The 26,012-nt window shown below is 63.7% G+C and carries 21 protein-coding genes and 1 other RNA gene; 15 read left to right on the top strand and 7 right to left on the bottom strand.

The window, feature by feature from the left end; all coding sequences use genetic code 11:
* Window positions 1-119: 119 nt before the first annotated feature.
* The 3 genes from phoU (at window position 120) to phoR (ending at window position 3,070) form a co-directional block, all read left to right on the top strand.
* Window positions 120-821 (top strand): phosphate signaling complex protein PhoU, encoded by a 702-nt coding sequence (gene phoU / locus AC1DYQ_RS09200; RefSeq protein ID WP_411879881.1) that lies wholly within the window; start codon window positions 120-122, stop codon window positions 819-821.
* A 171-nt stretch (window positions 822-992) separates the two neighbouring features.
* On the top strand, window positions 993-1,718 hold the full coding sequence (gene phoB, locus AC1DYQ_RS09195) for a phosphate regulon transcriptional regulator PhoB (RefSeq protein WP_431096707.1): 726 nt from the start codon (window positions 993-995) through the stop codon (window positions 1,716-1,718).
* A complete protein-coding gene (phoR, locus tag AC1DYQ_RS09190; RefSeq protein WP_477686531.1) occupies window positions 1,715-3,070 on the top strand; it encodes a phosphate regulon sensor histidine kinase PhoR in 1,356 nt (451 codons plus the stop codon). The genes phoB and phoR overlap by 4 nt, the downstream gene beginning before the upstream one ends.
* Here phoR and AC1DYQ_RS09185 read toward each other — a convergent pair.
* The 5 genes from AC1DYQ_RS09185 to trxA all read right to left on the bottom strand — a co-directional run bounded on the left by AC1DYQ_RS09185 (window position 3,058) and on the right by trxA (window position 8,758).
* The gene (locus AC1DYQ_RS09185; RefSeq protein WP_477686530.1) at window positions 3,058-4,413 is read right to left on the bottom strand and encodes an MATE family efflux transporter; all 1,356 of its coding nucleotides are present in this window, start codon (window positions 4,411-4,413) and stop codon (window positions 3,058-3,060) included. The genes phoR and AC1DYQ_RS09185 overlap by 13 nt on opposite strands.
* Window positions 4,410-6,161: an ArnT family glycosyltransferase gene (locus AC1DYQ_RS09180; RefSeq protein WP_477686529.1), complete on the bottom strand. Its 1,752-nt coding sequence runs from the start codon at window positions 6,159-6,161 to the stop codon at window positions 4,410-4,412. Before AC1DYQ_RS09180 ends, AC1DYQ_RS09185 begins: the two co-directional genes overlap by 4 nt.
* A 205-nt stretch (window positions 6,162-6,366) precedes the next feature.
* On the bottom strand, window positions 6,367-6,648 hold the full coding sequence (locus AC1DYQ_RS09175) for a type B 50S ribosomal protein L31 (RefSeq protein ID WP_457278651.1): 282 nt from the start codon (window positions 6,646-6,648) through the stop codon (window positions 6,367-6,369).
* 270 nt (window positions 6,649-6,918) lie between these two features.
* Window positions 6,919-8,181, bottom strand: a complete 1,263-nt coding sequence (rho, locus tag AC1DYQ_RS09170) for a transcription termination factor Rho (RefSeq protein ID WP_348050341.1) — start codon at window positions 8,179-8,181, stop codon at window positions 6,919-6,921.
* 244 nt (window positions 8,182-8,425) lie between these two features.
* Window positions 8,426-8,758, bottom strand: coding sequence for a thioredoxin TrxA (gene trxA, locus AC1DYQ_RS09165; protein ID WP_077594529.1), 333 nt, complete (start codon window positions 8,756-8,758; stop codon window positions 8,426-8,428).
* A gap of 179 nt (window positions 8,759-8,937) precedes the next feature.
* On the opposite strand from trxA, the gene AC1DYQ_RS09160 reads away from it, so the two are divergent.
* The 8 genes from AC1DYQ_RS09160 (at window position 8,938) to AC1DYQ_RS09125 (ending at window position 20,357) form a co-directional block, all read left to right on the top strand.
* Entirely contained in the window at window positions 8,938-11,502 is a 2,565-nt protein-coding gene (locus AC1DYQ_RS09160; RefSeq protein ID WP_477686528.1) for a PD-(D/E)XK nuclease family protein, read from the top strand.
* Window positions 11,503-11,632: 130 nt separating this feature from the next.
* Window positions 11,633-14,917 carry a UvrD-helicase domain-containing protein gene (locus AC1DYQ_RS09155; protein WP_477686527.1) on the top strand — a complete coding sequence of 1,095 codons (3,285 nt, stop codon included), beginning with the start codon at window positions 11,633-11,635 and terminating at the stop codon, window positions 14,915-14,917.
* 58 nt (window positions 14,918-14,975) lie between these two features.
* A complete protein-coding gene (locus AC1DYQ_RS09150; RefSeq protein WP_457278648.1) occupies window positions 14,976-15,608 on the top strand; it encodes a hypothetical protein in 633 nt (210 codons plus the stop codon).
* 282 nt (window positions 15,609-15,890) lie between these two features.
* The gene (locus tag AC1DYQ_RS09145) at window positions 15,891-17,264 is read left to right on the top strand and encodes a TIGR03862 family flavoprotein (protein ID WP_477686526.1); all 1,374 of its coding nucleotides are present in this window, start codon (window positions 15,891-15,893) and stop codon (window positions 17,262-17,264) included.
* 81 nt (window positions 17,265-17,345) lie between these two features.
* On the top strand, window positions 17,346-17,627 hold the full coding sequence (locus tag AC1DYQ_RS09140; RefSeq protein ID WP_477686525.1) for a hypothetical protein: 282 nt from the start codon (window positions 17,346-17,348) through the stop codon (window positions 17,625-17,627).
* 161 nt (window positions 17,628-17,788) lie between these two features.
* A complete protein-coding gene (locus AC1DYQ_RS09135) occupies window positions 17,789-18,505 on the top strand; it encodes a Crp/Fnr family transcriptional regulator (protein WP_477670878.1) in 717 nt (238 codons plus the stop codon).
* Window positions 18,506-18,932: 427 nt separating this feature from the next.
* On the top strand, window positions 18,933-19,625 hold the full coding sequence (locus tag AC1DYQ_RS09130) for a Crp/Fnr family transcriptional regulator (protein ID WP_477686524.1): 693 nt from the start codon (window positions 18,933-18,935) through the stop codon (window positions 19,623-19,625).
* A 240-nt stretch (window positions 19,626-19,865) separates the two neighbouring features.
* The gene (locus AC1DYQ_RS09125; RefSeq protein WP_477686523.1) at window positions 19,866-20,357 is read left to right on the top strand and encodes a hypothetical protein; all 492 of its coding nucleotides are present in this window, start codon (window positions 19,866-19,868) and stop codon (window positions 20,355-20,357) included.
* Window positions 20,358-20,415: 58 nt separating this feature from the next.
* Here the strand turns inward: AC1DYQ_RS09125 and AC1DYQ_RS09120 are convergent, their stop codons facing one another.
* On the bottom strand, window positions 20,416-20,676 hold the full coding sequence (locus AC1DYQ_RS09120) for a hypothetical protein (protein ID WP_477686522.1): 261 nt from the start codon (window positions 20,674-20,676) through the stop codon (window positions 20,416-20,418).
* A gap of 186 nt (window positions 20,677-20,862) precedes the next feature.
* Between AC1DYQ_RS09120 and AC1DYQ_RS09115 the strand changes: the two genes are divergently transcribed.
* On the top strand, window positions 20,863-21,351 hold the full coding sequence (locus AC1DYQ_RS09115; protein WP_477686521.1) for a low molecular weight protein-tyrosine-phosphatase: 489 nt from the start codon (window positions 20,863-20,865) through the stop codon (window positions 21,349-21,351).
* 34 nt (window positions 21,352-21,385) lie between these two features.
* Here AC1DYQ_RS09115 and ffs read toward each other — a convergent pair.
* Window positions 21,386-21,482, bottom strand: an RNA gene (gene ffs, locus AC1DYQ_RS09110) — signal recognition particle sRNA small type.
* 145 nt (window positions 21,483-21,627) lie between these two features.
* Here ffs and AC1DYQ_RS09105 point away from each other — a divergent pair.
* The 3 genes from AC1DYQ_RS09105 to AC1DYQ_RS09095 all read left to right on the top strand — a co-directional run bounded on the left by AC1DYQ_RS09105 (window position 21,628) and on the right by AC1DYQ_RS09095 (window position 25,991).
* Window positions 21,628-23,646, top strand: coding sequence for a beta-propeller domain-containing protein (locus AC1DYQ_RS09105; protein WP_477686520.1), 2,019 nt, complete (start codon window positions 21,628-21,630; stop codon window positions 23,644-23,646).
* Window positions 23,647-23,704: 58 nt separating this feature from the next.
* Window positions 23,705-25,564 carry a DNA polymerase III subunit gamma/tau gene (gene dnaX, locus AC1DYQ_RS09100; RefSeq protein ID WP_477686519.1) on the top strand — a complete coding sequence of 620 codons (1,860 nt, stop codon included), beginning with the start codon at window positions 23,705-23,707 and terminating at the stop codon, window positions 25,562-25,564.
* 94 nt (window positions 25,565-25,658) lie between these two features.
* A complete protein-coding gene (locus AC1DYQ_RS09095) occupies window positions 25,659-25,991 on the top strand; it encodes a YbaB/EbfC family nucleoid-associated protein (protein ID WP_457278639.1) in 333 nt (110 codons plus the stop codon).
* The last annotated feature ends 21 nt before the right edge of the window (window positions 25,992-26,012 follow it).

Here is a 26,012-nt window from a genome sequence, read left to right as displayed (position 1 = left end):
CAGGGGGACGGCGCCTGCTGCCCGGCAAAGCCGGTTCAGCGACGCCTGCTGGCCTGGCACTGAGTGGCTCATGCGTTGCGGCCCTGATCGCGACGGCGAATAAATTCAAAGGGAAAAACATGCCTGATAAACACTTATCGACCCAGTTTGACAGCGAACTCAACGGCGTCTCTTCGCGCGTGATGGAGTTGGGCGGCCTCGTCGAGTCGCAGATTCGCCTGGCCATCTATGCGCTGTCCCAGTTCAGCGCCGAAAGCGCCAACCAGGTGATCGAGACCGAATCGCGCGTCAACGCGATGGAAATCGACATCGACCGCGAGCTGTCGTCCATCATTGCGCGGCGCCAGCCTACGGCTCGCGACCTGCGTCTGCTGATCGCCATTTCCAAGACCACGGCCAACCTCGAGCGTGCCGGCGACGAAGCCGAAAAGATTGCCCGTATGGTCAAGTCCATCATCGAGAGCGGTTCGGCCCGGGCCCTGCCTTCATCCGACCTGCGCATCGCGGCGGAACTCGCCTCCGGCCTGCTGCGCAAGGCTCTGGACGCGTTTGCCCGGCTGGACACCGCGGTTGCGGTCTCCATCCTCAAGGAAGACGACCAGATCGACCAGGAATTCGACGGTTTTGTGCGCAAGCTCATCACTTACATGATGGAAGACCCGCGCACGATTTCGCCTAGCCTGGACCTGCTGTTTGTGGCCAAGGCCATCGAGCGCGTGGGCGACCATGCCAAGAACATCGCAGAATTCATCATTTACATCGTCAAGGGCGCCGACGTGCGGCACACGCCGATGGAACAGATTGAATCCGCCGTGAAATGAGCCCCCACGGTCGCTCACTTCGTGTAGCCTCCTGCCCCCCGAGGGGGCCGCTGCGCCTGCGGTCTGGCGAAGCCAGTCCCGCGGCCCCTGCTGGTATGAAGAGCTTGCAACTGTCGGGGGGATTTTCCGCATGGGCGCTTCGGTGTCTTTGCCTTTGAACGAATATTCATCATGAAACACCTGCCACGCATACTGATTGTTGAAGACGAGCCGGCCATTGCCGAGTTGATTGCGGTCAACCTGCGGCATGGCGGCTTTGACCCCGTGGTGGCGGAAGACAGTGTGTCGGCCCAGCGCGAACTCGACGCTGTGTTGCCCGATGCCATCCTGCTCGACTGGATGCTGCCGGGGCAAAGCGGCCTGGCGCTGGCGCGCCACTGGCGCAAGCAGGCGCGTACCAAGAGCATTCCCATACTCATGTTGACGGCACGCGGTGACGAACCCGACAAGGTGGCCGGACTGGATGCCGGCGCCGACGACTACATCACCAAGCCGTTTTCTACCCAGGAACTTCTGGCGCGCATACGCGCCGTGCTGCGCCGCCGCGCGCCCGAGTCGGTGAACGACAGCGTGACGGTGGGCGGGCTGGTCCTGGACGCCGCCACGCACCGCATCTCTTACCTGGGCCAGGAGCTCAAGCTGGGCCCGACCGAGTTCAAGCTGCTGCATTACCTGATGAAACACGCCGAACGCGTGCACAGCCGCAGTTCCCTGCTCGACAAGGTGTGGGGCGACCATGTGTTCATTGAAGAGCGCACCGTTGACGTCCACGTCAAGCGCCTGCGCGAGGCCTTGGGCGCGGCGGGCACCATGGTGGAAACCGTGCGCGGCGCAGGTTACCGGCTGACGGCGATGGCCGCCAACAACCCGGTCGCTGCTGCACAATCCAGCGCATGATCAACCGCTGGATTATTTTCGCTGCCTGCATGCTTGCCGGCGGCGGTTTGGGCTTTTGGGCGCGCACCGCAAACGGCTTGACCTTCGGATTGGGCATAGGGCTGGCAGTGGGAGCGATGCTCTGGTTGGTGATCGACAGCGTTTATATCGGCCGCCTGCTGCGCTGGCTGCGTACCGAACAGAACAACGACGCGCCAGCCGTGATGGCAGGCAGCGCCCCCAGCCTTCCCGGTGTATGGGGCGAGGTCGTGGACCGGACCCGCCGGCTGCTCAAGAATCGCGATCAACAGTTGCAGGAAAGCCAGGCGCGCCTCGATGAATTCCTGGCGGCCATGCAAGCCTCGCCGAGCGGCGTGGTGCTGCTCGACGCGCAAGGCCGTATCGAGTGGTGCAACCAGATGGCCAGCCAGCACTTCGGCTTTGACGCCCAGCGCGACGTGCTGCAGCACATCGCCAACCTGGTGCGTGACCCGGCCTTCAAAGCTTATATGGCAGCGGGTGATTTCTCGCACGACGTGGTGATCCCCGGCAACTTCAGCACGCCGGCCCGTCCGGTGAAGCTGTCGGTGCATGTACATTCCTATGGCAAAAACCGCAAGTTGCTGCTGTCGCGGGACATCACGGCCGTGGAGCTGGCAGAAGCCATGCGTCGCGATTTCGTGGCCAATGTGTCGCATGAGATCCGCACGCCGCTGACGGTCTTGTCGGGTTTTATCGAAACCCTGCAGACGCTGCCGCTCAAGGAGCCGGAGCGGGCCCGCTACCTTGCGCTGATGTCGCAGCAATCGCAGCGCATGCAAACGCTGGTGAATGACCTGCTGACCCTGTCGCGGCTGGAAGGCAGCCCGTTTCCGGGTGCCAATGACTGGATGACCGTCAGTGCGCTGATGGCCCAATCAGAGCAGGAGGCAAGGGCCTTGTCGTTGGTGATTGCGCCGCAGGGCCACCAGCTGGAATTTGACCAGGGACCAGGCACCGAAATTGCCGGGGTTCAGACCGAGCTTTATAGCGCGATGTCCAATCTGGTGACCAATGCGGTGCGCTACACGCCCGAGGGAGGTCTGGTCCGCGTCAGCTGGACGCTGCTGGCGGACGGGCGTGGTGAGTTCAAGGTCAAGGACAGCGGGCCGGGTATCGCGCCCGAGCACCTGCCCCGCCTGACGGAACGGTTTTACCGTATTGACCGCAGCCGATCACGTGAAACCGGGGGCACCGGCCTCGGCCTTGCTATCGTCAAACATGTGGCCCAGCGTCACGGTGCTGAACTCAATATTCAAAGTGAACCGGGGCACGGCTCCTGCTTTTCCATCATCTTTCCCGTCGTGCGGGTTCGCCGGACTCAAACCGTTTGAGTCACCTTCAGGCTGCGCCTGACCGCATGCCACAACAGGGCCAGAAAGCATGCCGCAACGAGGCCGATGGCGAGCGTGCTGGCCGCCCAGAAACTGCTGGCGGACTGCGTCGCGGCCCGGCCTGCAATGCCGTCGTAAGCCAGACGGTAACCACCCAGAAGCCCAAGGCCCCAGAGCAGCACGCCATAAAGGGCCAGCGGCGCAATGGTGATGCGGTAGCAGCGAAGCAAAAAGGCCGTCAGGGCCTGTGTTGCATCAGCGACGTGATAGAACGCAACCCACACCAGCAAAGCGGAGGCCAGCGCGACAATTTCCGGGTTGCCGGAGTACCAGCCTGCCAGCACGGGGCCGGCCATTGAAACCACGGCCGCGAGTGTCAGCGCCGCGAGCCCTGTGAGCTTCAGCCCCAGCAGCACCACGCGTTTGGCGTAATCCGGGCGTCCCGCGCCTATCCAGAACGAGACACGTGCACTGCACGCGATGGCCATGGACAGCGGCATCATGTAGAGAACCGCAGCCACGCTGGATGCAATCTGGTGGCTTGCGGAGGCCACGGTGCCGAGGCGGGCGATGAAGAGAGCCATCAGCGTGAATGACGTCACTTCCACCAGATAAGCCAGGCCGCCGGGAATGCCGAGCCTGGCGAAGTGACCTATTTGCAGCCAGTCCGGCCGTTCCATGCGTTGCCAGATGCGATAGGGCTGGTACAGCCTCTGTGTGCGCAGCATCACGATGGCCAGCGCCAGCAGCAGGTAGTTCACAATCAGCGTGGCCCATGCGCAGCCGACAGCGCCCATGGGTTCTACGCCGGCACCGCCGGCCACCAGCCAGATAGACAGGGGGATCTTGACCAGCAGGGCGCCGACCTGCAGCCAGGTGACCAACAGCGGCTTGCCCAGTGCCTGGTTGAAGGTGCTGTAGATGCGAAACAGCAGGGATGGTGCGAACGCAAAGGCCAACACCGCCAGGTAATGCTGTACCTCGTCACGCATCAGTTCAGGCACTTGTGCCCAGCGCAGCAGGGGCCCGGGGAAGAGCATCGCGGCCATGCCCACCACCACGATAAAACCGCACAGGTACATGCTTTGGCGCAGCGAAGCACCTACCGCCTCATGGCGGCGCGCGCCCATCATTTCGGCCCAGATGGGCAGCAGCGCCTGGACAATGCCGATCAGGCCGACGTAAACACTGATGTAAAGCGCCGACCCTACCGACAGCGCGGCCAGGGCCTCGTCGCTGTAGCGGCCTGCAATCACCGTGTCGGCCACACCGAAGGCCATGACGGCCAGTTGCCCGACGAGCACGGTGCCCGCGTGCTGGCTGATGATCTTGAGTTCGCTCAAGGGCTGGTTCTTGAATTCGGGCGGGGAAGCCCCACTCGCTTGAACAGCAGGACGTTTTCAGTCTTGTCCGTGGGGCGGCGCACTGTCGCCTGGAAGGCCCAATCGGGCAAATTAACGACGCGGCTGAGCGTTGGCTGCGCCTCGACATCCACAATCAGGTAGGGGCAGCTTGCCTGCGTTCCGGCTTGCCGGAGCTCGAGCCCGCCGTGGTACTGCAGCGCGGCGGCCTGCGCACTGCCTACGCCGTAAATCTCAACGCAGGCGCTTTTGTCGACGAGATTTGCGATCTGGCGCGACAGGGGCGCAAGGCTGCGGGCGTAGTCGAGCAGCGGTAGCCAGAGTGTCATCAGCAGCAGCCAGCACAGGGTGGCGCCGCCGGCAGGCAGTACCAGCGATTTCCAGATGGCCGCACGCTGCGCGCCGGCGCGCCATTTGACGAGCCAGGCCCAGGCCAAGGTGGCCAGCAGTGCGGCCAGGAATGCCAGCCACGAGAAGCTGGGTTCAAACCCCGGTGCGAGTTTGGCGACGTTGGCTGCGGGTTGACGCGGAACGCCGGTCTGCATGGCAATCCAGACCACCCAGATGATGATGCCGCAGCCGGTGAAAAACAGCAGTGTGAACCAGTCAATCAACGAGGCCACGCTGCGTTTGAGTGTGGGGAGCGCGAAGGCAGCCAGCGCTGCCAGCGGCGGCAGGCTCAGCAGCAGGCTGCGGTCCGAGGCTGTGGTCGTCAGCGTGGCGGCCACGGCCATCGCGGCGAACCACAATGGCAAGGCGACATGGCGGCTGGCCAGTTGCCTGCGCCAGCGGTAAAGTGTCCACATCGCCAGCGGCCAGGCCGGCCAGGTAAACCACAGCAGCAGGCGTCCCAGGCTGCGCCAGTCTTTCAAGGCCGATTGACCGTCCGCACCGGGCAGGTGAATCCTCCAGCGCCACAGGTTCAGCCCATAGGCCAACAGTGCTACCAGCAGCGTGATGCCGGTGATCAGCAGCACCCAGTGCCATGACTGCTGCCTGGCCGCAGGGTCGGACTGGCCGGTGCCCCAGCGCATGTGGGTCCATTCCACCAACGCTCCGCCCATGCCAATCAGAAGTGCCAGTGTGGGCGCGCCGCTCAGGGCCAGCCCTGCAAGCCCGACCAGCAGGCCGAATGCCGGCCCCAGGATCTTGGTGGCCGGGCGGTAGGGGCTTGCGGCCATGGCGTAAAAGGCCAGTGCCGTGAAGCCGAGCTGCGCCAGGGCCGGTGTGGTTTCATGGGAGAGCTGTGCCAGGCCAAGACTGGCAATCAGCGCCAGCAGGGCGGTATCGGCAATGGCCCGGGCATAGTCGACCGGGCCGGCTTCGCCGCCGAAAGCAAAGGCGACTGGCTGCGCTTGAGGACTGCGCGCCAGGTAGTAGACGGCGTACCACGTGGCCAGCATCGTCAAAACCAGCAGTCCTACAAATGGAATGCGTACAGCCCATGCCGGATCCAGAAAGGGGAAGACCTTGATGGCGAATGCGCCTAACCAATATGGCACCAGGGCGTCGAATTCCGTGACCTGGCCCAGCAGTTGTGGACGCAGCCAGTTGCCCGCCATGGAGGCGAGTTCACGCATTACGCCAAACGCAGCAATGTCTTCGTTTTTCCAGGGGCCACGCCCGAGAAAACCTGGCAGCGCATAGGCTGCGCAAAACAGCAACAGTGCGAGTCGCGGCAGGCGGCGCACAGCGGACTGGGCAATGATGGCAGGAGACGGTTTATTCAAAACGTATGGGTCGGATAGATCTGGGAGATCGAAAGGGAGCGCGGCTGCTGTCAGGTCGTTCAGTCTTGGCTACGGGTGATTCTGCGTCAAACCAGGCTGAGGCACATCGCGGGACCTGGCAAATTTTGCCGAAAAAAAAGCAGCCTGAAATTCAGGCTGCTTTTTTGCAGGCTGGCGAAAGTTTTTTCGCAGCTTATCCGGCAGCTTACTTCGCAGCTTCGGGTGCGGCCTCTTTGGCTGCGGTCTTGCCGAAACGGTTGCGGAATTTCTCGACGCGGCCACCCATGTTGTCCACGGATTTTTGCGTGCCGGTGTAGAAAGGGTGCGATTCGCTGGACGTATCGAGCTTGTACAGGGGCAGTTCGCGACCGTCGTCCATCTTCACCATTTCTTTGGTGTTCACGCAGGAGCGGGTGACGAACTTGAAGTTGTTGGACAGGTCCAGGAAACAAACTTCGCGGTAGTTGGGGTGAATGCCTTCTTTCATGATCTTTCCTTATTCGTTGCGGGAGCCACACCAAGCCAGTCCTGGGCACTTTCCGCTAAGCCGCATATTATGGCATGAAATCAAGCACTTAGCGCACTTTCGACCTGATGAGTGGGCGATTTTCTGGTGGAAACGGCCTCAGAAGCCTTGGAAGGGCTGGATTTAACCCAGCCGGGGCCGCGGAACCGGCTTTGCCGGGCCGCAGGCGCAGCGCCCCCTCGGGGGGCAGCGCATTACACGGAGCCGAAGGCGAAGTGAAAAGCGTGGGGGCTAACCACCCCTCCTCATCATGTCGAAGAACTCGTGGTTGTTCTTCGTCGCTTTCATGTTCTTGAGCATGAGCTCCATGGATTCGATTTCATCCATGTTGTACATGAATTGACGCAAAATCCGCGACTTTTGGAGGATTTCGGGTGCAAGTAACAGCTCTTCCTTGCGGGTGCCGCTGCGGTTGAGGTGAATTGCCGGGAACACGCGTTTTTCGTACAGGCGGCGGTCCAGGTGGATTTCGCAGTTGCCGGTGCCCTTGAATTCTTCAAAGATCACTTCGTCCATGCGGCTGCCGGTGTCGACCAGCGCGGTGCCGATGATGGTCAGGCTGCCGCCTTCTTCAATATTGCGGGCCGCACCGAAGAAGCGCTTGGGACGCTGCAGCGCATTGGCGTCCACGCCGCCGGTCAACACCTTGCCGGAGGAGGGCAGCACGTTGTTGTAGGCGCGGGCCAGGCGGGTGATGGAGTCCAGCAAAATGACCACGTCCTTGCCGAGTTCGACCAGGCGCTTGGCGCGCTCAATCACCATTTCGGCCACATGCACGTGGCGCGCGGCGGGTTCGTCAAAAGTGGAGGAGATGACTTCGCCGCGCACGCTGCGCTGCATTTCGGTCACTTCTTCAGGGCGCTCGTCCACCAGCAGCACCATCATGACCACTTCAGGGTAGTTGGCGGTGATGGCGTGGGCGATGTTCTGCATCATCACGGTCTTGCCGGACTTGGGCGGTGCGACCAGCAGGGCGCGCTGGCCCTTGCCGATGGGCGCGACGATGTCGATGATGCGGCTGGTCAGGTTCTCTTCGCCCTTGATATCGCGTTCGAGCTTGAACTGCTCGCGCGGGAACAGCGGCGTCAAGTTCTCGAACATGACCTTGTGCTTGTTGTCTTCGGGCAGGCCGTCGTTGACCTTGTCCAGCTTGTTCAGGGCAAAGTAGCGCTCGCCGTCTTTCGGGGTGCGCACTTCGCCTTCAATCATGTCGCCGGTGTGCAGGTTGAAGCGGCGGATCTGGCTGGGGCTGATGTAGATGTCGTCGGTGCTGGCCGTGTAGCTTGAATCCGGAGCGCGGAGGAAACCAAAACCATCGGGCAGGACTTCCAGCACGCCGTCGGCCACGATGGTCTCGCCGGTTTTTGCACGTTTTTTGATGATGGCGAACATCAGCTCCTGCTTGCGCATACGGCCAACGTTTTCGATCTCAAGGGCTTCGGCCTGCTTGAGGACTTCAGACACGTGCAGTGCCTTGAGTTCGTTTAAGTGCATGGAGTTACTCCTTGCGGAGTTCATTGATGGAAATGGGGGAGGTTTGAAAAGAAGCCGCAGAAGATGGCTTACAAACCGGGAACTCGAACCAGGCGGCGAGTGCCGTCTGGTGAATTAAGCACATTATGACAGGAAATTCAGGCAGGAAATCAGGGTATTTTTCCTGCGTCCGGCCAGCGGCCGGGAGACCTGCGCCGGTCGGGAAGCGGCGGTGTGCCGTGCTTCCCTTCCAGCGCGAAAAACCTCAGGCCAGTTGCTGGTCGATGAAGGCGGTCAGCTGGGCCTTGCTCATGGCGCCGACCTTGGTAGCGGCAAGCTGGCCATCCTTGAACAGCATCAGGGTGGGGATGCCGCGGATGCCGAATTTGGCAGGGATGTCGCGATTTTCGTCGACGTTCATCTTGGCGATCTGCAGACGGCCGTCGTAACCGGTGGCCACTTCGTCCAGAATCGGCGCGATCATCTTGCAGGGGCCGCACCATTCAGCCCAGTAGTCCACCAGCACTGGTTTGGAGGCTTGCAGCACGTCGGCTTCGAAGGTGGCATCGGTGGTATGTTTGATCAGTTCGCTCGCCATGGCGGCTCCTTTGTCTGTTTAGGATGGTTACGATACGGTACGGCTAAAGTTGTAGTCATTGTGGCAGAAAGCAAGTGGCCGGGTCGGGCGTGCGGGGGCTATGGCCCCGATAGAGATTATTCAATTTGCGGCTTCCGGCCCCATTTCTTTCTTGCCAACCTCTTTTCCCCAACCTCTGTATGCCACCTGCTCCAACCTCTGATGCCGCATGGTCCGCGCCTGATGCGCTGTGCTGGCACCAGGCCATGGGCCGGCTTGCAGAAGCAGTGCAGGCGCGCGGCGTCCATCCCGCAGAAGCCGTGGTGCTGCTGCCCTATGCCCAGCTGATCCAGCAAGCGCGCCGCGCCTGGGCTGCGCAGGCGGGCGAGACGTTTTTTGTTCCCCGCTTTGAAACCACCATGAATTGGGCCAGCGGCTTGGGCGGCACGCTGGGCCTTTATGTGCCCTCGGGCGACGATTTGCGCATGGATGTGGCGGTCGACATGCTGACAGCCGCATCGCTGCTGGGCCGCGCCGGCTTGGGCGCCCAGCAGGATGCGCTGGCCGGCCGGCTGGTCGAAGCGGCCTGGAGCCTGGCCGGTGTGGCCGCTGCCGTGGTGCCGGCCGGGCGCCGGGCCTGGAGCGAGCGGCTGGCGTTGACGCTGGGCGCTGGCCTGGATTCGCCGGTGCTGGCCCTCGAAGCTGCCGTGGGGCGCATCGCGCTGGCCTGGGCGGCGGCGTCCGCCTATCCGACTGACCGGCTTTTCCAGGCGAAACCTCAGCTGTTCGCCGTGCTGGAAGGCTTTCAGGCCGACCCCTTGACCGAAGCCCTCAAGGCGCATTTCGGCGACCGGTCGGTTTCCATCCCGCTGTGCATCTCGCTCGAAGAGCCCTCGGCACCACCCGCGCTGCACATTGCGCAAGACGCTGAAGACGAAGCCGGCCGTGCCGCCGCCTGCGTGCTGGCACACCTGGCGCAAGGCCGCAGCCCGGTCGCGCTGATTGCGCAGGACCGGCAACTCACACGCCGTGTCGGCGCCATGCTCGCCGAGCGCGGCATCGCCATGCGCGATGAAACCGGCTGGAAGCTTTCAACCACTCGCGCCGCTGCCGCCCTGATGAGCCTGCTACGCGCCATGCCTTGGGATGCATCGACAGATGCCGTGCTGGACTGGCTGAAAAATGCACCGGCATTCGACTTTGCCCTGGTCACCGCCGCCGAAACCGAGCTGCGCAAGACCGGCGTACGCGCCTGGCGCGACCTGCCGGACTTTGCGGAAGAAGCCATCTTGCCGCCCGCGTTTGCCGCAACAGGGCCGTTGGCGCGCGAAGTGAACGCATTGCGCAGCCCTTTCGGCCGTGCCCGTCCGCTGGCGATGTGGCTGCGCGACCTGCGCACTCTTTTGCAATCCGCCGGGCAGTGGGACGCACTGGCGCAGGACGAAGCCGGGCAGACGGTGCTGGATGTATTGCGCCTGCACGAAGGCGCTGAGACCGAATTCGAAGCATCGCCGGTGATGCGGCTGCATGACTTCACGCAGTGGGCCAACCAGGCGCTGGAAGGCGGCAAGTTCTCCCCTATGCATCCACCTGCAGAGCAAGTGGTCATCTTGCCGCTGCCGCAGCTGCTGGGCCGGCCCATGCAGGCCGTGGTGCTGCCCGGCTGCGATGAAATCCGCCTGCCGGTGTCCCCGGAGCCTGCCGGCCCCTGGACACCCGGCCAACGCGAGCTTTTGGGCCTGCCGCCCCGGGAAGTGCTCGCCGCTGCCCAACGCCAGGCCTGGCACTACGCCTTGCACATACCGCATCTTGATGTGCTCTGGCGCACCAGTGAATCGGGCGAGCACCTCATCCCCAGCGGCTTTGTGCAGGAGCTGCTGCTGGACCAGGACGAGGAAGCGGTACAGCGCATGGCCACCGACCCTCGCAGCCTGCGTGCCGTGGCAACCCAGCCCACGCCGCACCCCTTTCCGACCGGCGAGGCCTTGCCCGTCACCCGGCTTTCGGCCAGCGCGTATGAAGACCTGCGGCGCTGCCCCTACCGCTTTTTTGCGCTGCGCCAGCTTAGGCTGCAGGAGTCCGAAGAGCTTGAAAGCGAGCTGGGCAAGCGCGACTTCGGCAACTGGCTGCACAGCCTGCTGCGGCATTTTCATGAAGCCCTCAAAGCGGCGCCAACCCCCGATCTATCAGCGCGGGTAGCTATGCTAAACATAGCGGCCGAGCGCGCCACGCAAGAGCTGGCGCTCAGCGACAGCGAGTTTTTGCCCTTTGCCGCGGCCTGGCCCGGCGTGCGCGAGGGCTACCTGAAATGGCTGGCCGACCACGAAGCCAGCGGCGCGGTGTTCGACGAAGCCGAAGTCTGGCGCGAAGTGCCCGTCGGTACGCTCACGCTGCTCGGCCAGCTGGACCGCGTGGACCGTCAGCCCGACGGACACGCCCTGGTGATCGACTACAAGACCGAGCCGCGCACGACCACGGCCGAACGCATCAAGAACGGCCAGGAAGACACCCAGCTTGCCTTTTATGCCGCCCTGATGAGCGACGACACGTTGGCAGCGGCCTATGTCAACCTCGGCGAAAAAGAGCCGACCAAAACCTATGAGCAGCCCGACATCGTCGGCCTGCGCGACGAGCTCATCGACAGCATCCTGACCGACATGGCGCGTATCTCGCGCGGCGCGGCCCTGCCGGCGTTAGGGGAGGGCAAGGCGTGCGACTACTGCGCCGCCCGCGGGTTATGCCGGAAGGACTTCTGGACAAACTGATGCCCCCACGTTCGTTCACTTCGTGTAACTCTCTGCCCCCCGAGGGGGCCGCTGCGCCTGCGGTCTGGCAAAGCCAGTCCCGCGGCCCCTGCTTGTATGGGACACCTGAGCTCGCCGGGGGAGTCGGACTATGAAGATCGCTCACGCCGCCGCTTACGAATGCAACGGCGAGCCGCTCTCCGCCGATGCCTTCTACGCCATCGCCTGCGACCCGCGGCGCAGTGTGGCTGTCGAGGCTTGCGCAGGCGCCGGCAAGACCTGGATGCTGGTGTCGCGTATCGTTCGGGCCTTGCTTGACGGCGCCACGGCCGCACCGGGGCAGCAGGTCTTGCCGCACGAGATCCTGGCCATCACCTTCACCAAAAAAGCCGCCGGCGAAATGCGCGAGCGCCTGGACGACTGGCTCAAGGCCTTTGCCCACGCCGACGATGAGACCCTGCAGCGTGAACTCGAAATGCGCGGCGTCAGGGTCGACTTTTCAAGCCAAAAAGGCCTGAAAGCCGCGCAGGCCGTGCGCGAGCAGCTATCAAATTTATACCGCTCCATCCTGGCCAGCGGCCGCTCGGTGCAGATTCGCACCTTCCACAGCTGGTTTGCGGCCCTGCTGCGCAGCGCGCCGGTGGCGGTGCTGCAGCGCCTGGAGCTGCCGGTGAACTACGAGCTGCTGGAAGACGATGCGCCGGCGCGCGCGCTGGTGTGGCGGCGGTTTTACGCGGCCGTCGCGGCTGATGCTTCGCTCAAGGCCGACTTTGAGGCCGTGGTGCTGGCGTATGGACGTTTCCAGGCCGACAAAGCCTTGCAGGCCGCGCTCGACAAGCGCACCGAGTTCACGCTGGCCGATGAAAAAGGTGTGATCGACACCTCCGTGCAGGCCTTCAGCGCTCAGTTCACCGAATTTGGCGGCCTGGATGAACCCGAAGAGCTGCTCAGCACCAACCGCTTTCACCGGCAAACCTTGAGGGATGCCGCCATCGCGCTGGGCCGCGCGAGCGCGCCGACTTTCTCAGCCAAAGGCGTGGAGCTCGAACAGGCGCTGACGGCCGGTGACTTTCCGGCAGCCATCGCGGCCCTGCTGACCGAAAAGGGCACGCCGCGCAAGTTCGGCGAAAAAATCGTCGGCATCGAACAGGTGCGCATCGCGCAAGACCTGGTGCTGCGTGTGGTGGCCGCCCGCCAGCAGCACGACGCCTGGCTGTACCAGCAGCGCATGGCGCGCCTGACGCGCGTGTTGATCGCCCAGTTCACCGCCTTGAAGCGCGACCGCGGTTGGGTCGACATGAATGATGTCGAGCGCGCCGCACTGCTGATGTTGGCCGACCCTGTTCTCTCGGGCTGGGTGCAGGAGCGGCTGGACGCCCGCATCCGGCATCTGATGATTGACGAGTTCCAGGACACCAATCCGCTGCAATGGCAGGCGCTGTATGCCTGGCTCATCGGCTACTCGGGTGCGGGCAGCGCGCCCAGCGTGTTCCTGGTGGGTGACCCCAAGCAAAGCATTTACCGCTTCCGCCGTGCCGAGCCGCAGGTGTTTCGCGCCGCGCAGGCCTTTGTGGTGCACGGCTTGGGCGGCGACTTGCTCAGTTGCGACCATACGCGGCGCAATGCCGAAGCCGTGATCGACACCGTCAATTCGGCCATGGCCACGGCGCGTGAAACCGATGGGTACGACGGCTTTCGCGAACACACCACGGCTTCAGGCCTGGCCGGTGCTGTGGGCAGGCTTCCGCCCATTGCACGCAACAAGGATGAAGAGGAAGCCTCGCCGCTGGCCGCCGGCTGGCGCGACAGCCTCACTACGCCGCGCGAATTGCCCGAGGAGACCCTGCGCACGCGCGAGGCGCGCCAGGCCGCTGCCTGGATTTCCGAGCAGGTCGCCGGTGGCCTCAGGCCGCAAGACGTGATGGTCCTTTCACGCAAACGCGCAGGCCTGCTGCCGCTGCAGGACGAACTGCGCGCGCTGCACATTCCCGCGCAGGTGGGCGAGAAAACCGAGCTGATCGACTGCTGCGAAGTGCAGGACATGGTGGCGCTGCTCGACGTGCTGGTGTCGCCGCAGCACGACCTTTCCTTGGCGCGCGCACTGCGCTCGCCGCTGTTTGGCCTGGCAGACGATTGCCTGGTGCAACTGGCGCTGCTGCAGCGGGAGCACCATCTGCCCTGGTACAGCCTGCTACAAAAAGAGGAGCTGCTTGCGCCCGGCCTGAAAGGGCTGGGGCCTGTTTTGATCAAGTGGAAGAGCTGGCTGGACCGCCTGCCGCCACACGATGCGCTGCAGGGCATTTACGACGACGGCGACGTGCTGGCGCGTTTTGGCGCTGCCGCCCCGGCGGCGCAGCGCAGCGCGGTGCTGGCCAACCTGCGCGCGCTGCTGGGTGTGTCGCTGGCGCTGGACGGCGGGCGTTACGCCACGCCTTACGGTTTTGTGCGCGCGCTCAAGGCCGGCGGCACCCAGGCGCCGGCAGCCGTCAGCAGTGAGGCGGTCAGGTTGCTGACCATCCACGGCGCCAAGGGCCTTGAAGCCGAGGCCGTGCTGCTGCTAGACACCGACACCGTGGAACGCAACGCCGACAGCATGGGCGTGCTGGTTGACTGGCCCGGCGAGGCGACCGAGCCGCGCAAGTTTGTCTTCCTGGTCAGCGAAAGCCGCCCGCCCGCCTGCGCTGCCGACACGCTGGCCAGCGAGCAGGCCGCCCGCAAGCGCGAAGAACTCAACGCCCTCTATGTGGCGCTGACGCGCGCCCGGCATACCTTGGTCATCTCTTCCATCGAGCCGCACCGCGTGACCACCGAGAGCTGGTGGCAGCGTCTGCACGCACTGGTGGGCGAGCTGCCTGCGCCGGTCGCGGATGAGTCTGCAGCCGCCCATCTCGATGCGGCCGACGCGGGCGTGTTCTACCTGCCCGAGCTGCCTGAACTGCCCGAGGTCATGGCGATTTCCGAGCCTGCTGCGGTGCGCGTTGATGAAGATTCGCTCAAGGCGCGCATCGGCAAGGCCATGCACCGCTTGCTGGAGTGGGGCGGTGCGCTGTCGGCGGAACAGCTGAAGGCCGCGGCGCGCGAGTTTCGCCTGAGCCCGGCACAAGTCGCCGAGGCCGCCGGCCTGGCCGGGCGCATTCTGGCGGGTGAGGGCGCCTGGGCCTGGAGTCCGCAAGCCGTGGCCTGGCAAGGCAACGAAGTCGGCCTTGTCTACGCCGGGAAAGACTTGCGGCTGGATCGCCTGGTGCAGCGCAAGGACGCCGGCCACGAAGGACACTGGTGGGTGCTCGACTACAAATCCGCCGTGGCGCCGGAGCTGCAGCCCGCGCTGGTGGCGCAGCTGCAGGACTACCGTGCGGCGGTGCAGCTGATTTACCCCGGCGCGCCGGTGAAAGCAGCTTTCCTGACGGGGCGGGGAACTGTTGTCGAGCTGGATTGATCTCACACAGCCCGCGCTCTACCCCATGTTATTCGCCGACCTGAAGAAAGAGACAACCATGTTCAAGCAACTTGCCGCCTCGCTAACCTTCCTGGCCGTCCTGCCACTGGCATGGGCCCAAACCCCGGCACCGACTAACCCCACGGTGCGCCTGCGCGCGACGATTGAAAAAGTCGATGCGACCAGCCTCACCATCAGGGAACGCAGCGGCGAAGTGATCACGCTGGTGCGCCCGGCCGAGATGGACGTGTCCGAGGTGTACCCGCTGTCGCTCGCCGACATCAAGCCCGGCAGCTACATCGGCACCGCCGGCATGCCGCAGCCCGACGGCAGCCAGCTGGCGCTGGAGGTGCTGGTGTTCCCCGAAGCCGCGCGCGGCGCCGGTGAAGGCCACCGCCCCTGGGACTTGCGTCCCGACAGCACCATGACCAATGCCACCGTGGCCGACCTGGCCGCGGCGCCAACGTCGGTGCCCGGCGGACAAAAGCTCACGCTGCGCTACAAAGACGGCGAGAAAACCGTGATCGTTCCGCCGGATGTGCCGGTGGTGTCCTTCAAGCCCGGCAAGGCCGATGAAAACGCCTTGCTGGTGCCGGGCGCCAAAGTGATGATCACTGCGCAGGAAAAAGCCGGCAAGCCGACTGCGCTGCGCGTCATCGTCGGCCGTGATGGTTTTGCGCCGCCCATGTAATGCACCGCGCGCGGGCCGGCAAGTGAGGCCTGTGATAATTGGCGCATGCCGCCAATCGGCGCCAAACCTGTACCTGGCCCCTGTTTTAAGCGATTTAGCCCTGCAGGCCAATAGGGCCAAGCGCAAGCAGCTATCAAAAACAGAGCAAACACATTCGCCTGCGAAGAGTTATCTTTGATACTTTTTACGAAGGCTGCTGCTGCCTGGCCTTGATTTCTCCAACTTCACCCTGGCTCGCCTCCGCGAGCAGACGGACACCTTTTGAACGATTCAACCTCTCCCGTGAAACAGCCGCCTTCCGGCCCCCTGCGTATTGCCGTCATAGGCGGCGGACCCGCCGGCCTGATGGCCGCCGAGGTGCTGGCCGCTGCCGGTGCGGCCGTGAAGGTCGAGGTCTATGACGCCATGCCTTCGGTCGGACGCAAGTTTTTGCTGGCCGGCAAGGGCGGGCTCAACCTCACGCATTCCGAAGCACCGGAGGTCTTTTTGAGCCGCTATGGCGAGCGCGCTGCACAACTGGCGCCGTTACTGGCCGCATTCGGCCCGGCCGAGCTGCGCACCTGGGCTGAAGCGCTGGGGGTGGAAACCTTTGTCGGTAGCTCGGGCCGCGTTTTCCCCAAAGACATGAAGGCTGCGCCGCTGCTGCGCGCGTGGCTGCACCGTCTTCGCCTGGCCGGCGTGCAGTTTTCCATGCGGCACCGCTGGCTGGGCTGGGCGGATGACGGCGCGCTGAAGTTCTCGACGCCGGCCGGCGAGGTGCTGGCACAAGCCGACGCCGTGGTACTGGCTTTAGGTGGCGGCAGCTGGGCCCGGTTGGGCTCTGACGGCGCCTGGGTTCCCTTGCTGGCCGAGCGCGGCGTGGCCGTGGCGCCGCTGCTGCCGTCCAACTGCGGCTTCGACGTGGCAGCGCGCGCGGACAGCCCGGCGCAGCTTGAAGAGGCAGCAGCCGATGCCGGCGAGACCCGCCGCGAATTCCTGCAGGAACTCATCGGGAAAAGTCCGCTAACCAAGGCCGGCTGGACTGAACACTTCGCCAGCCGTTTTGCCGGCCAGCCCTTCAAGTCCGTGGCCATCAGCTTCACCGATTCACATGGCCGCAGCTTCAGCCGCAAGGGCGAGTTTGTCGCCACAGCCACCGGCGTCGAAGGCAGCCTGATCTATGCCGCTTCCTCCTTGCTGCGTGACGAGATCGCTGAACACGGCGGCGCCACCTTTATGCTCGATTTGCTGCCCGCCAAGACCGCCGGGCAGGTGCTGGTGGAGGTGCGGCACCCGCGCGGCTCACGCTCGCTGTCTAGCCACCTGAAAAGCCGCCTGAACCTCGACGGTATCAAGGCCGCGATGTTGTACGAACTGCTGGGCAAGGATGCGATTGCCGATCCGGTGCGCCTGGCCGCCGGCATCAAGGCGCTGCCGGTGCGCGTCACCGCGGCCAGGCCGATGGACGAAGCCATCAGCACGGCAGGCGGCGTGATGTTTGAGGGCCTGAGCGCGCAGTTACAGCTGGGTGCTGCTGCTGCTGCAGTGCCCCAGCCCGTGTTTTGCGCCGGTGAAATGCTGGACTGGGAAGCGCCCACGGGCGGCTACCTGCTGACGGCCTGTTTTGCCGGCGGGCGTGTTGCCGGGCAGGGCGTTCTAAGCCATTTTGGCCTGTAGCCCAATAGGGGCGAGCGCAAGCAGCTATTGATTTTGTAGCAAATTTTCTGAACCATTCGCCGTTGCGCGAGAGGAACTGCCATGATCGTCCGCTTTAACATCGACTCTTTTGACAAGACCCAGTACGAATACCGCGTGACCCACGAAGGTGAAGACCTGTTCGGCGACGCCGGGCTGGGCGGCATTGAAGAATGCATCATCGCCGCCACCGAAGGCCTGGGCCAGGACGCCGTGGCCGCGGAAGTCGCCTTCCGGGGCATCATCAGCGGCACCTATCCGCTGGCCTCACTGGCGCTCATGTCGGCACAAATCGCCATTCATGCATTGCAGACCACCGAGGCGGTTGAAGAAGTGAGCCGGTAGTACCGAGGCCCACAAAAGCCCTGGAGGTAGACTTTGCCGGGGAACTTTCGTTTGTGCGGTAGCGCACATACCGGGGGGCCGTTAGTGCCTATACTTCGAAGACGGTGCGAGATCTCTGCCAGAGGCCCAACTCGAAGCCAGATCCGCCCCGGAGTGTCTCGATGGCCCATTCTTCCAACCCCAAAGACAACGAGCTGCTTGCCGCATTGCCGGAGGCAGAGTGGCAGCGCTGGCTGCCGCAACTGGAGTGGGTCGACATGCCGCTGGGCCAGGTGCTTTACGAGTCGGGCACCACGCTGGACCATGTGTACTTTCCCACCACGGCCATCGTCTCGCTGCTTTATGTGATGGAAAACGGCTCTTCGGCCGAGATTGCCGTCGTCGGCCATGAAGGCGTCGTGGGCATTTCCCTGTTCATGGGCGGAGAGTCCACACCCAGCCGCGCCGTCGTGCAAAGCGCCGGCCAGGGCTTTCGCCTCAAGGCACAGGCGATCAAGGACGAGTTCAAGCGCGCACCGGTGCTGCACCTGCTGCTGCGCTACACGCAGGCGCTGATCACGCAGATGGCGCAAACCGCGGTGTGCAACCGCCACCATTCGCTCGACCAGCAACTGTGCCGCTGGCTGCTGCTCAGCCTTGACCGGTTGCAGAGCAATGAGCTGGTGATGACGCAGGAACTGATCGCCAACATGCTGGGCGTGCGCCGCGAAGGCGTGACCGAAGGCGCGACCAAGCTGCAAAACCTCGGGCTGATCCGCTATTCGCGTGGCCGCATCACAGTGTTGGACCGCCCGGGCCTGGAGCAGCGCACCTGCGAGTGTTATGCCGTGGTCAAGAAGGAATACGACCGCTTGCTTCCCGAAAAACTTGCCTCCTAGCATCCCGGTGTGCGGCCTGTTGTGTGCTGTGTGCGCTGGCACACGGTGGCGTTGGCGACACCTCGTGCATACTGAGGCACCGAATTGAACTGACGACAGTAGCGCGGCCTTGTCCATGACCCGGCACTCCCCGGGGGCCATAGAACCTATTCACGATCTAAACGGAGCCGCGTTGGGGTGCAATCGGGATGAGTGGGCCGCGCAGGACCGCCGCATGGGCTAATGCCCATGCAAGGGTCTGGGTGGCTCAATCGCCCGATTTCACCCCAACCCGGAGGGCAAGCGCCTTCTCGGGCGATCTGCGGCGTTGCGGCGCTTGCCCATAGCTGCACTATGGGCAGCGCACCGCGCCTTGCATCCCATCCCGAGAAGGTGCTTGCGCGGCCCCGTTTAGACCGTGAACAGGTTCTTACACCGGAGAGCCATTTTGGCCCCTGTCGAAAACCACCTCATTGAGCTTCTCCCTCGCAAGGACCGCCTGCGCCTGCTCGCCGTCTGCGAGCCCGTCGAGTTGTCGCTGGCCGAGGTGCTGTGTGAACCCGGCAAACCCACACGTTACGTCTATTTCCCGGTCGAAAGCTTCATTTCCCTCGTGGCCTTGGTGGAAGGCAGCCCGGGGGTGGAGGTTGGCATGGTGGGCCGTGAAGGCATGCTGGGCGCGCAACTGGTGCTGGGCGTTGTCACCGCGCCAGTGCATGCGGTGGTGCAGGGCGCGGGGGCATCCTGGCGGATCAGCACCGCCGTGTTCCGGCGCGAGCTGGCGCGTAGCGCTTCGTTGCAACGCGGCCTGAACCGCTACCTTTATGTCTTGATGGCGCAGCAGTCTGCATCGGCGGCCTGCCTTCGTTTTCACCTGACGAGCCAGCGCCTGGCCCGATGGCTGTTGATGAGCCAGGACCGCGCCCATTCCGACAGTTTTCATGTGACGCACGAATTTCTGGCCTACATGCTGGGCATGCGCCGCGTCGGCATCACATCGGCCGCCAGCGCGCTGCAGCGCGGTGGATTGATCGAATACCACCGTGGTGAATTGAAGGTTCTTGACCGCGGCGGCCTGGAAGCCGCGGCATGCAGCTGTTACGCGGCTGACCGGAAAACCTATACCCAATTGCTGCATTGAGGGGCGGCTTTGGGATGGCGGGGGCCTGTCTGTCAGGCAAAAGCATCGGTTTACCTGTTTCAGCTCAACTGCGGCCCGCGACACGGCCTGAAAACCTTTTGCGGCCGATGTGCGTTACCGCACGGACGGATCGCCTAGGGCCGCCTAAAAAGGAGCGTACGGCGATATTGCGAACCTTTGAAGACGCAGCGCCCGACCGCTGTTGCAGCGCCATGCAACTCCTTTAGCGAGGGTTCTGAAATGATCCGGCTTGCTTCCTCACCCCCTCCCAATATCAGGCTGCTGGCGCGCTCGGCGCTGACCATGCTGAGCTCTCCTGAACTCATGAAGGAGTCCCGATGCGAGCTGCCCGCGACCAGTGCCGCAGCGCTGGATGTTCTGCGCGACTGGGCCAAAGGAAGCGGCGAGGGCGCTGACGACGCCCATCTCGCCTCGCTTCCCGAGCGGCAGCTCGAAGCGCTCACACCCGACCACCCGCTGGACATCGCGATCGCCGACTGGGACGCGCTGTTTGGCGCCGTCAAGGCCAGGCTCATGCTCAGCGTCGGTGAAAAACTCGCAGCAGCACCCAACTCGCAGGCCGGCGAGGCCGCGGAGCTGGTCCAGTCCACCGTGTTGGAGTGTGTGGGCGCCTTGCACCAGCTTCACCTGGCACTGACGCAGGAGCGCGGGCAGCGTGCTCATCCGGCAGTTCCAGGCGCGCAGGCCACCCAGCCTATGGCGCCAGGTTAACGCCGGGTTAGCGCCGGGCTAACTTCTCTGCCTGCCTTCTGGGATGTCCGTGAAGCCGTCAGGCCGGCTTTGACGCAACCGGCACGGGCTGAAAAGTTTCCAGGTGGGCGATGATCAGATCGGTCACCTCCATCCCGCTCAACGAACTCAACGCAAAAAACGCCACAGAGTCGGCATGGCCGGCCCGGGGATCGTAGTACTGCGACGGCACCTGCCGCAAATAACGCGCACGCGGCCTGCTGCCCTGTACGTCATACACCAGGGCGTCGTCGGCAATTCCTACTTGCAGCCCGTGAAGCGGGCCTCCTATGCAGGTCATCAGCATTGCATGGTTGTCTCCGTCAATGGACTGTATACGGATGGGGTGGCTGTGGCTATGGGCCGTCTGGCCTAGTGGTGGCTTTGTCGGCTGGATGGGCGGTGGCAAACCTAAAATGGTTCTGGCAGCCCCAGGCCGCATGTTCTTTGGGCCTTCCATGGCGAATCCCGGCTCAACCTTCAACCCATGAAACCCTATTCCATCCTCTTTGTTTGCATGGGCAATATCTGCCGCAGCCCGACGGCCCACGGCGTGTTCCAACAAAAGGTCAAAGATCGCGGCTTGGCTCATCAAATCCAGGTCGACTCCGCCGGCACCCACAACTACCACCCCAGCAACCCGCCCGACGAGCGCTCGCAGGCGCATGCGTCCAGGCGAGGTTATGACCTCTCAGGTCTGAGAGCCCGGCAGATTTCGGATTCAGATTTTGAGCGCCACGACTTGATTCTGGCTATGGACTGGGACAACCTGGCCTTGATTCAGGAAGAGTGCCCAGCGGAACACCTAGGCAAGGTGCGCAGGCTCACGGAGTTTTGCTTGAAGCATGACAGCCCGGTGGTGCCTGATCCTTACTACGGTGGCAAGGACGGGTTTGAGCATGTGCTCGATCTGGTGGAGGATGCTTGCGAGGGGCTGCTTCGGTATGTTGAGCAGCGGTTGACACCGGCGCATTGATCGGCAGCGGCTACGCGCGCTGCAACTTGAATAAGGTGACGAGCCTTGACCCCGGCACTGACTCCACAGTTAGGGCTGCTTGGTTCCCCACCTGACCCGGTTGGCCGCTTTACCATGCGGGAAGGCCCGTCACTTGGTATTTTATCCGAGGTGGGAGTTCACCCGGACGAATATCATCCAATAGCTGAAAAATAGTCCGGCCTTTCAGCCCGGATGCAGCATTTGGCGCGCCTGCAGAGCGCGCGTCGCACGCATAAAAGAAGAGGGAGAAAATTCATGTCCTGGTTTTTGAAGGTCCTGACGGGTGTGTCGGTATGCGTCGTTTTGAATGCTGCGCAAGCGCAGTTTGACGCCGAGGCTTTCAAGCCGGCGAAAACCCTGGCTGCTTTTACGGACGAGGCTGCGCTGCAGGCCTGGTTGGAGCCGTTTGTAGTGGAGCGCAAGCGGCAGGAAGAACAGCGGCGCAAGGAGCAAGAAGAATGGCGGCTGCGCCAGGACGAGGCCCGGAAGAAATGGGAGGCCGCGAACCCCGGCAAGACCTGGGTGCCGGCCCTCAGTGTTCCCCAGCCTGTCGCGATGCCCGCGCCGGCGGCCGCGCCCGCGTCCGCATCTCTTATCGGCGGCGCGGAGTCCATCACCAACAACCAGACGGCCGGCGTGGATGAAGGCGGCATCGTCAAAGTGCATGGCAAGCACCTCGTCATTCTGCGCAGGGGACGGCTGTTCACGGTGGATGTAGACCGCTACCAGCTGCAGCCGGTGTCGTCTATCAACGCCTATGGGCCGGACGTCAATCCCTCGGGCGCCTGGTACGACGAAATGATGGTGGCGGGCAACACCGTAGCCGTGATTGGCTATAGCTATGAGCGCGGCGGTACCGAGCTCGGCTTGTTCAATATCGACGATGCGGGCAAGCTCAGCTACCGCGCCACCTGGCACCTGCGCTCCAGCGACTATTACTCTTCGCGCAACTACGCCAGCCGCCTGATCGGCAGCCAGCTCATCCTGTACACCCCCATTCCGCTCAACGCCTGGGGTGACGATCCGGCGGCACGCCTGCCCGCGCTGCGGCGCTGGCAGCCGGGCGCCGGGCCCGCCGACTTCAAGCGAATTGTTGACGCCACGCGCATCTACCGGACTGACGAGCCGCTGAACGCGCAAGAAGGCACGACCATGCACACCATCGTGCGGTGCGACCTGGCCCAGCCCGAACTGGATTGCCGGTCCAGCGCAGTGCTCGGGCCGGCAGGCCGGGTGTTTTATGTGTCGAGCCGGGCGGTGTATGTCTGGACCGTCGGTTACCAGCGCGACGCCGCCACCGGGAACTTTGCGTTGCGCTCAGCGATTTTTCGTTTACCACTCGATGGCGCGCCGCCCAGCATGCTCAAGACGCAAGGCAGCCCGATCGATCAGTTCTCCTTTCTTGAGGGCGACGATGGTTACCTGAACGTGCTGCTGCGTGGCAACGGCCAAGGTGACGGCATGTGGCGCGCTGAGGGAAGCGGCGGGAATTTGTCCTTGCTGCGTGTCGCGGTGCGCGATTTCGGAGATGGTCAAACCGCTGCCGCGGCGCAAGCCTATGCGAGCTTGCCCGCTCTTTCCCCCTCTGTGGGCAACGGCAGCTTGCAGAACCGTTTTGTTGGCCAGCGCCTGCTTTATGGCGCGGGTAGCGGCTGGGGCCGGCCTGCAGCGGGGACGGTGGGGGAATTGCGGGTGGTGCATTTTGCCGACCGTGCCAGGACCGAAACCCTGACGCTACCGCATGGCCTGGACCGGATTGAGGCACTGGGCAACGATGCGATTGCCGTGGGCACAGATGGCAAGGACCTGTATTTTTCCAGCGTGCAGCTTGCGAGCACGGCACGCGTGGCCGGGCGCTACGTGCAGGCGCAGGCTGCGCAAGGCGAGACACGCAGCCATGGTTTTTTCTACAAACCCGACAGCGGTGACTCCGGGCTGGTTGGCCTGCCGGTCCGTGGTAGTGGGCAGGGCGGCTATCGCCAGCTGTGGGACGAGCCTGCCGGCATGCTCTATCTGCGCAACAGCCGCCTGAAGCTGGCCGGTGTCGGCAGCCTCGCGTCGCGCCGGGGTATAGGCAGGGACGACGGCTGTCGCGCCTCTTGCGTGGACTGGTATGGCAATGCTCGCCCTATTTTTCTGCGCAACCGGGTTTTTGCACTGCTGGGATACGAGCTGGTCGAGGGGCGCGTGTTGAAGGCGCCAGGCAAGCCCGAACGCCTGCTGGAGATGCGTCGCATCAGTTTTGCGCCTGGCTCGGCGGATTACCAGCCTTAGGAAACGGTTTACGGTCTAAACGGGGCTGTGGGCTTGGCCGCAACCGTAGAATCAGGGAATGTCCTACTTAGTTCTCGCCCGCAAATACCGCCCCAAAAATTTCTCTGAAATGGTGGGGCAGTCGCATGTGGTGCAGGCGCTGGGCAATGCGCTGGCCACCCAGCGTTTGCACCATGCTTACCTGTTCACCGGCACGCGGGGCGTAGGCAAGACAACCATTTCACGCATTCTGGCCAAGTCGCTCAACTGCCTGGGCCCGGACGGGCAGGGCGGCATCACGGCCACGCCGTGTGGCGTGTGCCAGGCCTGTACCGACATCGACAGCGGCCGCTTTGTGGATTACACGGAGCTGGACGCTGCGTCCAACCGCGGTGTCGATGAAATTGCCCAGCTGCTGGAGCAAGCTGTTTACAAACCTGTCGTCGGCCGTTTCAAGGTCTTCATGATCGACGAGGTGCACATGCTCACGAACACGGCGTTCAACGCCATGCTCAAGACGCTGGAAGAACCCCCCGAATACCTGAAGTTCGTGCTGGCCACGACTGACCCGCAAAAAGTGCCAGCCACCGTGCTGTCGCGTTGCCTGCAGTTCAACCTGCGGCCCATGGCGCCCGAGACGGTGCTGGAGCATTTGACGCAAGTGCTGGGCGTTGAAAACGTCCCGGCCGAGCAACAGGCGCTGCGCCTGCTGGCACGCGCGGCGCGCGGCTCCATGCGTGACGCCCTGTCGCTGACGGACCAGGCCATTGCCTTTGGCTCGGGCAAGCTTGAAGAAGCCAGTGTGCGCACCATGCTGGGCAGCGTGGACCGCAGCTATGTCTACCGCCTGCTGGACGCCCTGGCGCGCGGTGATGGCAAAACCGTGGTGGAAACCTCCGAAGCGTTGCGGCTGAACGGCTTGAGCGCGGCTTCCACCCTGGAAGAAATGACGACGGTGCTGCAACGCATGGCGGTGTTGCAGGCCGTACCCGAGATGGGGGCGGGCGACGATGGGGCCGACCCGGACATCGCGGAGACGGCGCGGCTGGCCCAGGCGCTGCCCGCTGATGAAACGCAGCTGCTTTACAGCCTGTGCCTGCATGGCCGCGGTGAACTGGGCCTGGCGCCCGACGAATACGCGGGCCTGACCATGGTGCTGCTGCGCTTGCTGGCCTTCAAACCCTCGGCTTCGGCTACCACCCATGCGGGGGGTGCCGCCGAGCCTGGAAAAAAGCCCCAGTCTGAGGTGGCGCGGGCCCATGCGCCCGTGGCTATGCCTGAACGGCGTGTGGCGCCGGCGCCTGCCGCTGCACGCGAACCTGCCCATGATGAGCCCGTGCCCGCTGCGCCGCGTGTTTCACAAGAACCACCCATCGCTCAAAATTTTGAGCAAAAACAGCCCGTAGCCCAAGCAGAACGGGCGCAAGCAGCTATCAATTCAGTAGCGGCTCCTGTGGTGATGCCGGAGCGCCCAGTGCCGCAGCAGCGCCCGCAGCAGGGCGCGCCAGCCGCTGCCGTTGCGCCTCTGGTGCCTGTTCCGCACGGCGAAGACTGGAGCCAGACTGTCAACCAGCTGGTGGCCGCCGAAGCCGTGGCGGCGCTGACGCGTGAGCTGGGCCTGCAGTCGGAGCTGCGCAGCCAGGCCGATGGGCTGTGGACGCTTCGGGTAGAACGCGAGTCGCTGAACCAGGCGGCAGCGCGTGAAAAGCTGCAAGCCGCACTGCAGGCGCATCTTGGCGATGCGGCCCTGCGGCTCGCGGTGGAAGTGGGGCCCGTCACCGACACCCCGGCCCGCCGCAATGCGGCAGCACAGGCCGAGCGGCAGCACGCTGCCGAAGAAATGATCCAGAACGACCCGTTTGTGCAGGACATGATTCGCGACTGGGGCGCCAAAATTGTCCCCGGCAGCATCCGGCCGCTGGCCGCGAAGTCGATATGATCAAAGGCAGGTTTTAAAACCAATTTCTGCCCCCAATTTCGACGCAATTTCAGACGCAAAGCACACCTCGATTTCAAGTTTTAAAGGAACTACCATGTTTAACAAAGGACAACTCGCGGGCCTCATGAAGCAGGCGCAGGCGATGCAGGACAACCTCAAAAAAGCCCAGGAAGAACTGGCATTTGTGGAAGTTACCGCCGAGGCCGGCGCCGGCCTGGTGAAGGTCACCATGACCTGCAAGCATGATGTCAAACGCGTCGAGATCGACCCCAGTCTGCTGACCGACGACAAGGACATGCTGGAAGACCTGGTAGCCGCTGCGTTCAACGCCGCCGTGCGCAAGGCCGAAGAAGTGAGCAACGAGAAAATGGGCAAACTGACGGCCGGGATGCCCGGTCTGCCCGGCGGCATGAAGCTCCCCTTCTAACGGCTACTGCGCGGGCTCATG

Source organism: Polaromonas sp. P1_F4 (genome assembly GCF_056405675.1).
The sequence above is the reverse complement of the archived record's forward strand: the minus strand, read 5'-3'. Positions and strand labels throughout refer to the sequence as shown.